This is a genomic window from Paenisporosarcina quisquiliarum, from assembly GCF_027563315.1.
GTDB lineage: Bacteria > Bacillota > Bacilli > Bacillales_A > Planococcaceae > Paenisporosarcina > Paenisporosarcina quisquiliarum.
The window spans coordinates 22,269-35,177 of the sequence record NZ_JAMKBJ010000016.1; the positions used below are offsets into that span (position 1 = coordinate 22,269).

The window sequence follows — 12,909 nt, forward strand, 5'->3', positions numbered from 1 at the left end:
GTGTATTGCTTATTATGCAATAATGACAACATGCCACCTATTTTAAAGGGAACTCGTCTGAAAACCTTTATTTTTAGACACATTTTCTTCTAATGTAAATCCTTCTATATATTAAAAAATTATATATGTATGATTAGGCAAACTAATTTCCAACAACTCTCAGTTATTCATCAATATCATTATTTTAGAACAACTTTTATCAAATCTAAGCTTTGCCAAAAAACAACTTTCACTATAAAATAAGCCATTCAATTTTTTATATTGAATGGCTGCTCCTATAAAAACCGCACTTATTTATGATACGGTTCCCCGTAACATATCTAAATGAGGTTTTTAAATCTTTATCTTTTTTAATTTCGACCAGCCTACGAAGAAAGACTTTCACATTTTGACCATTCACTTGTATTTTCAGAGTAAGCTCATATTCTTTTTAATTCAATGTAAGTCTAATTCAATAACGTCACCATTTTTAAGTTCAGATGAAATGGAATCTACAGGAAAACCATCAACATCAGTAATTTGAGCCAACCAGCGTTCACTACCATTTAGATTATGCTTTACACCTTTGATAGAAAAAATACGATTATCTTTTACTTCAAGTTCTAATTCATCTTTATGTTTTTGCAAAACCTCATTCATAGTTTCCCCTGGGATAAAAATTAATTCAACATTTAAAATTTCTGTTTCACCATAATTTTTTGTAACAATAATGGAAACAACATTGTCTTCTATAAGCTGATGATTTATTTCTTCCTCTGGCTCGTTGATATTATTAGTAGATGTTAGATTTCCATTTTTCTTTTTATCAATAAAATTTACTACTTCTTTCACATTATCAGTGAGGTTGTTAACCCAATTAATTTGTGAAATTGAATGAATCGATGTGTTTTTAAGATATGGCATAGCGAAAATATAAACAGCAAGCATTATAATAAAACCCGCTAACATTTTATAAAAGGGCCCTTTAATTCTACTAGCTACTTTATTTATAAGAACTTTTTCAGTATCCTCATTAAAAATCGGTGTTTCGATTAATACTGAAACCTCACTTGCTAACTTTAAGGTATTTCTTCTGAGAATGACCCTCCTTATTTGATGATAAAAACTAGTAAACTTTTTCATCTCTCCATCAATAATTCGGGTTGAGATGTTTAACTCATACTTTAAGTTTTTAGATTTCCTCTTGATTAATCGGATCAATTTATTTGACCTTTTCTTAATTTCTTTTAACCGAATTATGTTTTTTTCAATTGTATACATCTGTCTTTCCATCTTACGAATTGCAGATTCTATTTCCGCAACTTTCTTTTTGGCGCTGAAGTGACTAAAAACCCCTAATGCTACCAGAGCTGGAATTGCCACAATCCCCCCAAGTAATGTGGCACCTGCTATTATTCCTCCACCACCAGTTGCTACTGCTCCACCCCCCAGTAAAGCTAAGGTTGCATTTGTTGCTGCTACGCCTGAAAGAGTCGATATGGCAGTGCCTGTGGACGCTGCTCCAAACGTCGAGACTAATCCCCAAGTAGCAAGAGCAGTTCCAACTCCCGCTGTCGTCCCAACAACAGCACCAGCTGTTGCTGTCAAAGCCAGTTGACCGTTTTGCAAAGTTTGGTTTATCTGTCTGAAGTATGGTGATTTGAATTTATGTGAGTTAGATAATGAGCCTTCAATATTATCTACTGAGAATTCATTAAATGAATTAAGATTGTTTAGGGCTTCAACCTTCACTCGTACTACTGCTTCTAATACAGCGTTCACTTCGTGACTTTTTGACTTCATCTCATGCAATCTAGAATTATATCGATTTTTGACTTTGTTGTACTCTTTCATCGAATCTTCAATTCGTCCATAGGCCCCAAAGGTCAATAAGTTTTTTATTATACTCATGATATTCTCCATACTTTACTAAATTTTTTGCTACTACCGATGCCTTGACGATCGATTCAGGATTTATTTAGAGGCTTTTACACTGTCTGGTTTACTTCCCATCCCGAATATTTTTTATATTATACCATTTATTTACACATAAAAAATAAACCTGGCTAATAGCTATTAGCCAGGTTTATTGCAAATTTTAAACCCTCATTTACTTATGATACGGCTCTCCCTATTATCTCTAAGTGAGGTTAATGGTAGCGGCCATCGCCAAACCACCAGGTATACCTGAAACAAACGAAATACTGGTAGTATCTTTAATGGGGAACTAGATCAAGATGAAGTGATTGATTTTGTCGCAAATGCGCAAAAGAAAATCAGTAAAGAAGTTACTTCTAATGGGTTATTAACAACCGCAGAGGATAACGCTGAAAAAGTTTTAACGGAATTTTTTAAGAATATGGATTATACCGTACATATCACATTTGAGGAATAAAATATTTTATTCCTGATCCAGCAAATCAGAGTAAAGCAGCACCATCCTTAAAATTGGAGGGTGCTTTTTTTGTCTATATGAAAACTATAACTCATCTTTTGAACAACTTATAAATGTCATCATATAAGAAAATAACCTTATTTGATTTTATTATAGGTTCAGATCAGACAAGTATCGGTTTAAATTTGCTGCTTCTGTTACAGAACGTCAAAATACTAGAATCTTCCACTCATTTCATAGCAACATAATCCTTCTTAAAAATAGAGAAAGGTTTAAACGAGCATAACAAAATTGACTTCTTCACTATTTGCAGTTGATTATGTCCGAACCCAAACATTTATAAAATTGTAACTCTTATTCACATTAGAAATGTTTCTAACACATTATTTAAGCGCATTATTTATATATAGAGATAGTGCCCTTCCAAAATCCTCACTTACTTATGATATGGCTCACCTCACCATGTAAACTGGTGGTTTTGTACAAATAAATGTTTCTACATACCCTATAAAAATATAGATGTTAAAGTCCTATATTTAGGTGCCACTTAATAAAAAAGGTGAGTCTCACCATTACTGGTTGAGTCCTCTGCTTTTACTTACTTATTTATTTAAAATATCTAAATTAATACTTCCAAAATGTTTGTGGATTAAAGACTTATCCGATTCGGATAAACTAAGACCCATATGCATTGTTTGATTCACTTTAGTATTTCTGTAAGTATCCCATAACTCAGCTGAATGTTCTATTTTTCTGTAAAAATCCCTGAAAATTTTGATCTGAGGAGGGGAGTTTAAAAAATCTATCATTTTTCTACTTGTTAAAGGCCCATTAAAAGCATCTAAATTTGTACTTGAGTATTTTACATACTTCCCATTTTTATTATCAAAGTACTTTAGGGAAGGTGGTATTCTATCAATAAACATAGTAAAAGAGGATTCATCAATTATATAAACTCCATTAATTAACAATGGAGCGCCAATCATAGACGTAGTTAATAATATCCTATAAATATTCCTCGGACTAAAGTCTTCTTGTAAGTTTAATTGTTCTCTTACATATTTCAAATTAGATTGATAAAAATCGGCTATTCTATTTGCTTGATCTGTTTCTTTATATAATTTATACAAATGATTTGCATGTTGTCTTGTGGTAAATGGCTGCACATGTGCCTTGCATTCGACAAAATATAGATCATCACCTAATAAGAAAGCAATGTCACACTCATATTCCGTACCATAGATTCTTTTGTATAATCCACCATTTGTTATTCCATTTAAATTTAGACCGGCTTTTGTTCTCTCTTCAAATCCTCTTCCTTTAAAATCTAAGTTAATATCCCTATTTAAAAAGTTAGATGCCAACGCTCTTGATGCATCAGCTTGACTAGTCAATGAGGGTATAATTATTAATTTGTCATCTATTTCAATAAATGGACAATCTACTAAATCTAGTGACTTATTTTTAAAGGTAAAGAGTTCAATAATATCTTCTGATTCTTCATTAGAAAAGCCATGTTGTTTAAAAAATCTCCTCCATTCAAACCTATTTTTACTAAGGCAAACTTTCTCAACGTTTAATGCTTCTAATTTCTTTTGATTCCGTAGAAATTTTTTACTTTCATCAACTAATAGTTGATAAGCATTAATCCAGTTCAGAATTTCAATTCCATGTATTTTTTCTTCTAAAAGTGGAGATCCAAAATATAATGTTGAAAATAAATAATTAAGTTTACTGTGACTTTGAGAAAGCATTTTGTCTATATCTTTCTCTCTATGCGAAAAATATTCACTCCTAATTTTTGCTATTTCCTCAGCTTGCCAGCCTTCTCTTAAATTTAAAAAACGTTCATTTGATATATGGTTATTTAATTCGAACTCATCATCTAAAATTTCGAACTTAAACTTACCTTCGTCATTCTTTGAAACTCTAACATCAGAGTACTTCCAGTACTCCAAAATATCATTTAGTTCATTCCAAAAGCTACTAAAAATTAAATGTTTTTCAGATACTTCAAGAACTTTAGGAGAGATATTTCTTGAACTTCCTTTAAACGGTCTTTTACTAAAAATAAAATTTTTTAATATCATTCCCGTCGATTCAATTGCCGAGTCAAATATATTTTGTCTATTAGCATATTCATCTGTATTTTTTATTGTAGAAGATTTACCATTTAATTCTCTTAGAAATTTTTCTAAAGATATTAGATAGGACACTACTTCAAAATTGTTCTCTAATGCACCACTTGATTTAAAATATTCTTCTCGTAATTCACCTTGAATATCATATAGGTTCTTAAAATAAGAAGATTCTTTTAGGAGGTTAATAACTTTTAATTTTCCCTCTACCTCCACCTTTTCAAAAATAAAATCAATAACAAGTTTCATTTTTTCTGCTCGTTTTTTGTCATTAAACAAATTTATAGTTATTCCTGAAGTTTTTAATGATCCAATTACATTGTCAATTCCATCAGTCTCTAAAATCTCTTCTATATGACTTAGGAACTTTTGTATATCCTTACTTATCATGTTTTCAAATTTATAAAAGTTATATCTTTCTGGACTTTTTAAAACCATTTTAGTCTACCTCCGTGCCATCATACTTATTACTCGTTGTTTACCTAAATTTTCATGATTCTCGTAATGGACCTTTTGTTATTCCTATTTTATAGTTCCTTAATATAAAAAAGTGACCTCTGGCCACTTTTTTATCACTTACTTATGATACGGCTCACCCTTAATAATCCGAAACGCTCGATACACTTGCTCTACCAATACCAACTTCATCAATTGATGTGGCAATGTCATTTTTGAGAATGACAGCTTTTCATCTGAACGCTTCATTACGTCTTCATGCAGACCGAGTGATCCACCGATGACAAACGCAATTTTGCTACGGCCATATGTCATGAGTGACTGTAAATCATCCGCCAGTTGTTCAGACGATTTCATTTTGCCCTCGATTGCTAGTGCAATTACAAAAGTGTCCGCTCCGATTTTTGCCAAAATGCGTTCGCCTTCTTTTTTCTTGACGATTTCCATGTCAGCATCACTTAAATTTTCTGGTGCTTTTTCGTCTGATACTTCAATCAAATCTATTTTTGCATAACTTCCTAATCGTTTTGTGTATTCTTCAATGCCCAATTTCAAATATTTTTCTTTTAACTTCCCTACGGAAATTATTGCTATATTCACAGGTTATCCACCTTTACACTTTATTTACAAACACGCTATCCACAGAAGTTATACACATATCCACAAGGTCAAACTATATATAGTAGGCAATCATTCGTTCGCCACTAAATATATTGCAGCGACATCACAGTAATCGCATATTGTGGATATCTTTTCTTCTTCTGTGAGTTCCGTTAAAATCGGAAAGGTATTTTGCTCCGCGACGAACATGTCCAATGCATGTTCTATATGGGTTTGACAGCATTTTATTTTCATTTTTCTTCATCCTTTCGATTTTCGAATAATTCACTAAGTTATACACAATTCACACAACTTTATCCACAATCTATTTTAACAAACAAAAAGCGAGTAGGAAAGGCAGGCATTCGCACCTTCTACTCGCTGTGTAAATGTTTTGTGAATAAATAATGGTTATCCACAGTTCTATTTCGTCATCCACAATAAAAATGTATCGATTTTATAGCGCAGTATTGTCAGCTAATGTTAAAGTAACTTCCATCAATTGACCTTTACGATATACTTTCAATTTCAAATCGTCACCGATTTCTTTTTCATTGTATAAGTGTTTACGTAGATCAATCATGTTCTCGATTTTTTCTCCATCCATCTCAACAATGACATCATATTGTTTTAATTCAGCTTTATCCGCTGCTGAATCTTCTACTACTTCATCAATGACCACGCCTGTTGAAACTTCTTCTGGTAAACGGAGAGTATCTCGTTGGTGGTAAGCAGAAACGTTTGTCACATCGACTAATGTTACGCCCATCGACGGACGTTTCATTTCTCCGTATTGTTCCAGATCTTCAATGACTGGAATGGCAGAATTGATTGGAATCGCAAGTCCAATTCCTTCAACTGTTTCTTGGGAAATTTTCATGGAATTGATTCCAATTAATTGGCCTGCTAAATTCACAAGTGCACCACCGCTATTTCCCGGATTGATGGCTGCATCCGTTTGTAATACTTCTGCTTGCCAATCAATTTGGTTGTCGCCATTTAAATCAACTGGAATTGCACGGTCTTTTCCAGAAACAACGCCTGTTGTCACCGATCCCGAAAAATCAAGACCAAGTGGATTACCGATTGCAATAACCGTTTCCCCTTGTTTCAATGAATCTGAATTTCCGAATTCCGCGATTGTGGTTACTTTCGAAGCATCCATTTCAAGGACGGCCAAATCAGTCCAAATATCGGAACCAAGTAGTTTTGCTTCTACTTTTACTCCATCTGATAATGTTACTTCGATTTGATTCGCACCTTCAATCACATGGTTGTTGGTAACTACGTATGCTTTATCACCAGATTTTTTATAGATAACACCTGAACCTGTTCCAGCTTCTTGTCCTTCATTTGAAGGTCTCAAGAAATCGGAGGTAGATTGAATATTCGTTACGCCAACAACGGCGTTCGCTGCCTTGTCGACTGCCGTTGTGACATCTGTCGTTATATCCGCAGTTAATTGTTGAGTAGTTGAAGACACAGCTGGTGAACCATTACCACTCGATTCATTTCCACCAGGCATCATGCCAACAAGCGAAGGAAGCATCAGCCATACGATTAATGCCCCAATCATAACCCCGATCAGTCCACTGAAAAAGTAGCCACCTTTACTTCCTCTTCTAATAATCCGGGTCTGTTGTTCTTTTTGTGGATCCGTTGGTATTTGATCATAGTATCCCATAGAAGATCTCCCTTTCTGTTTTTGATATCTTTACTTTACCCTTCAAACATTAAAATTAGATGAAAATGAATTTAAAACTTGCTCAAAAAATAAAAACCTCCACAGATGTGGAGGTTAGACCGTTACTAATTCAGTTGCTTTATTGGCATCAGTATCAAAGAGATTTAAATATTCACCGGTAACAATGCCGCACGATTCAAGAGTCTGGGTAACACTCATACGTGCAAGATCTTTCATATTATTATCTTTACTCAAATGTGAAAGATAGATACGTGTTGGTTTTTCTTCCACTACTTCGCTCATTGCAACAGCTGCATCTTCATTGGACACATGTCCAACATCACTTAAAATACGGCGCTTAACGGACCAAGGGTAACGACCCATTTGTAACATTCCAACGTCATGATTGCTTTCGAACACAAATGAATCCGCACCTTTAATATAACCTTTCATCCGGTCACTGACGTATCCTGTATCCGTGATTAATACCAGTTTACGTCCATTTTCATGAAAGACGTAAAACATTGGGTCTGCAGCATCATGGGAAACAGCGAACGATTGAATATCTAGTGAGCCGAATGTTTTCACGCTTTCCATATCGAAATGAAAACGTTGCTCAAGCGGAATGTTTCCGACTAGATGTTCCATTGCCATCCAAGTCTTAGCATTGGCATATATGGGTACTTTATATTTACGGGCAAGAATGCCAAGCCCTTTTATGTGATCACTATGTTCATGCGTAACCAAAATTCCGCTTAAGTTTTTCATACTGCGGTCAACAGAGGCGAACAACTCCTCCATTTTACGTCCACTCAGACCAGCATCCACTAAAAATGAATGTTCCTCGTTTTCAACGTAAATGGCATTTCCGCTACTGCCGCTTGCTAGAACACTAAAACGCATGATGAAAACTCCTTATTCTTCTATTTCCTCGGACTCTTTGTTAAATTCGATAATCTTTCCTTCAACCGCATTTACAAAATAGTCTTCTATTGTACCATCTTGCAATTCTACACGAACTCGCCAAGTCGGTGCAAACACTTGCGTTTCTGTTAATTGGACAAGAGTCGAATAGCCTAAACTGATTTTTGTAATTGTAGAATTTGGTTTTAATAAATTTCGCTGGTATAAAACTTCCACTGCACGCTCATCTGGCAATAAGTTTTCAGTCTGCTCAAAATCATCATCCAATTCTTCAAAGGCTGTTTGCTCATATTTAAACACTTCATTATCTTCATTCCAATAAATTGTGAGCAGTGCATTTTGATTAAAGTATATTTGGCGATCATTGATTGTTTGAAAGAACACGGCTTTTTTGCCCTCAAGATCGACATCAAATAATTCATAAGACATTCCTTCAAAAACATGCTTATTAACAAAATCCTTAAAAGTTGTTGAGTCATCCAAATTTACTAAAGCTACGGGTTTCTCCAATGTCGCCACTAGTTCCGTACGATTAAAAATCTCATACTTTTGATTTTCTACTGGTTTTAATTCCTCAGGGGAATAGACGCGAACGTTTCCAGAGACATATGATTCTTTTAGTGTATTTTCAGGTGCACTTTCATATCGGATATTATCAGCTTGTAGCCGTTCTTCAATTGTTGTTTCACCGAGTATTTCAACCTTTTGGGCTTCTTTGTATCGATCCACATAAAGCGAATACAAAAAGACGTTTAAAATCGAGAAAACGATAATGAAGATGGTTTTGGTTTTATTCCAATCCAAACTTCCCACCTCCTAAAACGTCAGATGAAATGCGAGACCACTGATTGTTTGATAAATAAAACCACGACGGTTCCAGTATCAGTAATCGTTGGTCATTATCGCGTGTTAAGTAATAACCAGTCGTAATCTCATCGACATTGTTAAAATCAAGTTCGTTGACGTTTTTCATAACACGCGAAGCTTTCTCACCTGAAGGTAAGGTCGAAATCACTGTATCAAATGGTAATGACAGATCAAGGGTATAGTAAGGTCGCCAATAGCGATAAATGCCTGGATCGCCCCAAAATGCAGTGATTTTTGTAGATGTTTCATCACTAAATACGGGATAACCCAATAAATACAATTGATAATCTATTTGTTGATTGTCCGGATTGATGCTGGCAAAACGGTATTCATCTGTCCAGCCACCGTGTTCATTAACAAAATCTAAACTATCAAATACCAACTTGGAAGGAACCGCAGGCACAAATGTTTCAGCAGATGGATTAACAAAACTTAATGTGCGTTCAAGTAAATTCACATTCATCAATGAAGTACCATCCGAATATTCTTCATTTGTGGCACCAACTGGACTTTGGCGAATCAAGTTCGGGTCACTGAATAGTGCTTCCCTAAAACGATTGGTATCAATTTCTTTCAAGTAATACGTATAACGAATGCTCTCAACATCTTGAGCTGATACAAATAAGGAAGACTTGCCTTTGCGTTGAATTTCCGTGAATTTCGCAAACTCAGCCGTAGGCGATACAATTTTTTGTTTCAGTACATTCATATCGACATTGCCAGCGATTGCTGAATACAGTGTTTTGGATTTCGAACTGGCAAAATAAATTTTCAGTTCACCATTTTCAGTTCGATTCCAATTGACAATCAAACGATCAAATCCATTTTCAGGCGGGTTTGTAATCGAAAATGGCAGTATGATGTCGTACACCGGAAAAGGCACATCATCCGGGAAAAACAATGTATAGCGATTATGTGAATGAATCAATTCATTTAATTCTACTGCACTTAAATTGTTAGTCTCTAAAGTCAGATCACTGATTTCCCAATTTTTCATGACATTAACCACACGTTCCAGATCAAATGGAGACATCGATCCCGTCATGTTGTCTTCCCGGCTCGCAATCATTTTGTAAGGTTTGATTACGTCATCTACTCGCTGTTGTTCAGCAATTGATATATTCAATACTGGCGCATGTTGAATGGTCTCATAGGTAGGTGTATAGGTCCAAATTGTAAACGTCAATGACACACTTAACACAACTAGCAACGTCAGGACGATCGATTTTATTTGCTCTACATACTTCAATCCCATTCACCTGCCTCATCTAACTCAAATGGCAACGTAAAGAATATCGTTGTACCGTGTCCTTCTTCACTCTCTGCCCAAATGGCTCCACCATGAGCTTCTATCATTTCCCGGGCAATAGCTAATCCAAGTCCTGAGCCACCCATTGACCTTGCACGTGCGCGGTCCACGCGATAGAAACGGTCAAAAATCCGCTCTACATTTTCTTTTGGAATCCCCATACCATCATCTGATACCATGACTTTTAAGAATCCTTCTTGCACGATAATGCCAAAACGGATGTTTCCGCCGTCTGGCGAATATTTCAAGGCATTGGAAATGATATTATCAATAACTTGTGTTAATTTATCAGCATCAATTTCCACGAAGAATTGTGAATCTGGCAATAAACGTTTGAAATGGACTTGCTGGGATTTTGACATTTCAAAACGATCAATGATTCGATTGAAGAATTTATTGAACTCAACAAATTCTTTATTTAAATCGTAATCTCGGCTATCCATTTTAGATAACTGCAGCAGGTCATTAACCAAACGAATCATGCGCTCAGTTTCCGTCTGTGTAACATTTAGGAAGGACGGTGCTAAATCCTTGTCACGCCAAGCACCATCCGCTAGTGCTTCTAAATAGCTACGCATTGTTGTTAATGGTGTGCGAAGTTCATGTGATACGTTTGCTACGAATTCACGACGCTCCATATCAATCTTCTCTTGTTCGGTATTATCATGAAGAACTGTGATTAATCCGTTAACGAATCCTGTTTCTTTTTGAATGACCGAGAAATTCGCTCTTAAAATATATGGACGTTCAGGTGAACTGAAGTCCAAATTAATGGATTCCTTCATATGAATTAAGTCTTCAAATGTATATTGCGCTTCGATTCCGAGAACGGATGAAATAGGACGATGTACCACTAAATCTCTTGAAACTCTCAACAGTCTTAGTGCAGGATCATTGATTAAAATGATGCGACCTTTCCGATCTGTCGCAATTACGCCATCCGTCATATTCGAAAGAACTGAAGCCAGTTTGCGGCGTTCGCCTTCCGTAGTTGACTGTGCTTCTTGCAAACGATTGGTCAAATGGTTGAAGGCAATCGCCAGTTGTCCGATTTCATCGTTCCCGTAAACTCGTACTTTGCGAGAGAAGTTCCCTTTTGCCATAGCCTGAGCTTGTCTGCGCATATCGGAAATCGGTCGTGTAATGGTCTGGGCGATTAATATCCCCAATATAATTGTGATGGCAAGCGACATTGCGGTACCACCAGCAAGAATCTGGTTAATTTCATTCATTTGCTCAAAAACAGTTTCAATATTGGATTCCAAGTAAATCGTACCGAGTATTTCACCTTGATCTGTAATCGGTGAAGCGAGAACCCATATACGATCGCCTTTTTGGGGATCCAATGAAATGGAATTTTCAGGTGTTTCAGAAGATATAGAGCGACGGACAATTGGATCAGTGGAACGTTGGCCAACAATAGATTGATTCGTCGTTTCAGAAGTAGCTAAAATACGAAAATTAGGATCTATTACTCTGATTTCATTGATATCTTCCGAACGAATACTGAATAGAACAGAACGTAAACTTTGTTCTAACGTGAAATCTTCTTCTCCACGCTTTTTGATAATTTCTTCACGCACACTAAACTCCACCAAATCCACGCGTTCTTCAATGGATTTAGTGAAGCTGTCTTTAAGCGTATTTTCTAACTCACGAGCAAAATATAATCCGATGATTTGCATTGCCAAAATAATAAGCAAAATGTAAACGAGGACGATTTTGACGTGAATCGATTTAAAAAAGCCTACCTTTTGCATTCTGTCTACTCCTGTTCAGGATTACGCAAATAATACCCTACGCCGCGACGAGTCACTATCCATGCAGGGTGACTTGGGTTATCCTCAATTTTTTCACGAAGGCGACGAATGGTTACGTCTACAGTTCGAACATCTCCAAAATAATCATAACCCCAAACAGTTTGCAGCAAATGTTCACGCGTCATCACTTGTCCAATATGTTTTGCCAGGTAATGAAGTAATTCGAATTCCCGATGAGTCAATTCAATGGACTCGTCTCGTTTCAACACTAAGTAAGCATCTGGCTGGATAATTAAAGAACCTACCATAATATCATTTGACGCTTCTTCTGCATCTTCTGACTGCACCGTTTGATGGCGACGCATATTGGCTTTCACGCGAGCAATCAATTCACGTGTGCTGAATGGTTTGGTTACATAATCATCTGCACCTAGTTCCAAACCAAGTACTTTATCAATTTCTGAGTCTTTCGCCGTCAGCATGATAATAGGAAAGTCATATTTTTTACGAATCTCACGACAAACTTCCATCCCATCACGATTTGGTAACATAATATCTAATAACATCAAATCAGGCTTAATTTCTTCAGCTTTTGCTAAAGCTTCATCTCCGTCATAAGCACAAACAACGTTGTAGCCTTCTTTTTTTAAATTAAATTGTAGAATGTCCGCAATCGGTTTCTCGTCATCTACTACTAATATTGTTTTACTCATTCTTCGTCATCCTCTCTCTTGCCATCTATCTATATAAATATGAATTGACCTCTTTATACTACTTACTCTATCACGGTTTACCCT

At 35.8% G+C, this 12,909-nt stretch carries 11 protein-coding genes; 1 reads left to right on the forward strand and 10 read right to left on the reverse strand.

The genetic code is table 11. The features are described 5' to 3' along the window. Positions 1–435 precede the first annotated feature (435 nt). Positions 436–1,890 (reverse strand): hypothetical protein, encoded by a 1,455-nt coding sequence (locus M9R32_RS14385; RefSeq protein WP_269927442.1) that lies wholly within the window; start codon positions 1,888–1,890, stop codon positions 436–438. A gap of 301 nt (positions 1,891–2,191) precedes the next feature. On the opposite strand from M9R32_RS14385, the gene M9R32_RS16115 reads away from it, so the two are divergent. Continuing rightward, on the forward strand, positions 2,192–2,374 hold the full coding sequence (locus M9R32_RS16115) for a DUF4230 domain-containing protein (protein ID WP_418936252.1): 183 nt from the start codon (positions 2,192–2,194) through the stop codon (positions 2,372–2,374). Positions 2,375–2,976: 602 nt separating this feature from the next. On the opposite strand, the gene M9R32_RS14390 is transcribed toward M9R32_RS16115, so the two are convergent. The 9 genes from M9R32_RS14390 to yycF form a co-directional block, all read right to left on the reverse strand. Beyond that, positions 2,977–4,950 (reverse strand): hypothetical protein, encoded by a 1,974-nt coding sequence (locus M9R32_RS14390; RefSeq protein WP_269927443.1) that lies wholly within the window; start codon positions 4,948–4,950, stop codon positions 2,977–2,979. Between the two features lie 138 nt (positions 4,951–5,088). Further along, positions 5,089–5,568, reverse strand: coding sequence for a 23S rRNA (pseudouridine(1915)-N(3))-methyltransferase RlmH (gene rlmH, locus M9R32_RS14395; protein WP_269927444.1), 480 nt, complete (start codon positions 5,566–5,568; stop codon positions 5,089–5,091). Positions 5,569–5,658: 90 nt separating this feature from the next. Beyond that, positions 5,659–5,823: a CxxH/CxxC protein gene (locus tag M9R32_RS14400; RefSeq protein ID WP_269927445.1), complete on the reverse strand. Its 165-nt coding sequence runs from the start codon at positions 5,821–5,823 to the stop codon at positions 5,659–5,661. 202 nt (positions 5,824–6,025) lie between these two features. Next, complete coding sequence (locus M9R32_RS14405; RefSeq protein WP_269927446.1) at positions 6,026–7,252, reverse strand: S1C family serine protease; 1,227 nt, start codon at positions 7,250–7,252, stop codon at positions 6,026–6,028. Positions 7,253–7,366: 114 nt separating this feature from the next. Continuing rightward, positions 7,367–8,155 (reverse strand): MBL fold metallo-hydrolase, encoded by a 789-nt coding sequence (locus M9R32_RS14410; protein ID WP_269927447.1) that lies wholly within the window; start codon positions 8,153–8,155, stop codon positions 7,367–7,369. A gap of 12 nt (positions 8,156–8,167) precedes the next feature. After that, positions 8,168–8,989, reverse strand: coding sequence for a two-component system regulatory protein YycI (locus M9R32_RS14415; protein WP_269927448.1), 822 nt, complete (start codon positions 8,987–8,989; stop codon positions 8,168–8,170). After that, positions 8,967–10,298 carry a YycH family regulatory protein gene (locus M9R32_RS14420; protein WP_269927449.1) on the reverse strand — a complete coding sequence of 444 codons (1,332 nt, stop codon included), beginning with the start codon at positions 10,296–10,298 and terminating at the stop codon, positions 8,967–8,969. The genes M9R32_RS14415 and M9R32_RS14420 overlap by 23 nt, the downstream gene beginning before the upstream one ends. After that, positions 10,289–12,112 (reverse strand): cell wall metabolism sensor histidine kinase WalK, encoded by a 1,824-nt coding sequence (gene walK, locus M9R32_RS14425; protein ID WP_269927450.1) that lies wholly within the window; start codon positions 12,110–12,112, stop codon positions 10,289–10,291. Before walK ends, M9R32_RS14420 begins: the two co-directional genes overlap by 10 nt. Before the next feature lie 5 nt (positions 12,113–12,117). Beyond that, entirely contained in the window at positions 12,118–12,825 is a 708-nt protein-coding gene (yycF, locus tag M9R32_RS14430) for a response regulator YycF (RefSeq protein WP_269927451.1), read from the reverse strand. Positions 12,826–12,909: the final 84 nt, after the last annotated feature.

Excerpts from the sequence above, each read along its gene's own strand:
- M9R32_RS14405 (WP_269927446.1), bottom strand. The coding sequence starts at position 7,252 with ATGGGATACTATGATCAAATACCAACGGATCCACAAAAAGAACAACAG.
- yycF (WP_269927451.1), bottom strand. The coding sequence starts at position 12,825 with ATGAGTAAAACAATATTAGTAGTAGATGACGAGAAACCGATTGCGGAC.
- M9R32_RS14390 (WP_269927443.1), bottom strand. The coding sequence starts at position 4,950 with ATGGTTTTAAAAAGTCCAGAAAGATATAACTTTTATAAATTTGAAAAC.
- walK (WP_269927450.1), bottom strand. The coding sequence starts at position 12,112 with ATGCAAAAGGTAGGCTTTTTTAAATCGATTCACGTCAAAATCGTCCTC.
- M9R32_RS14400 (WP_269927445.1), bottom strand. The coding sequence starts at position 5,823 with ATGAAAATAAAATGCTGTCAAACCCATATAGAACATGCATTGGACATG.
- M9R32_RS14420 (WP_269927449.1), bottom strand. The coding sequence starts at position 10,298 with ATGGGATTGAAGTATGTAGAGCAAATAAAATCGATCGTCCTGACGTTG.
- M9R32_RS14410 (WP_269927447.1), bottom strand. The coding sequence starts at position 8,155 with ATGCGTTTTAGTGTTCTAGCAAGCGGCAGTAGCGGAAATGCCATTTAC.
- M9R32_RS14385 (WP_269927442.1), bottom strand. The coding sequence starts at position 1,890 with ATGAGTATAATAAAAAACTTATTGACCTTTGGGGCCTATGGACGAATT.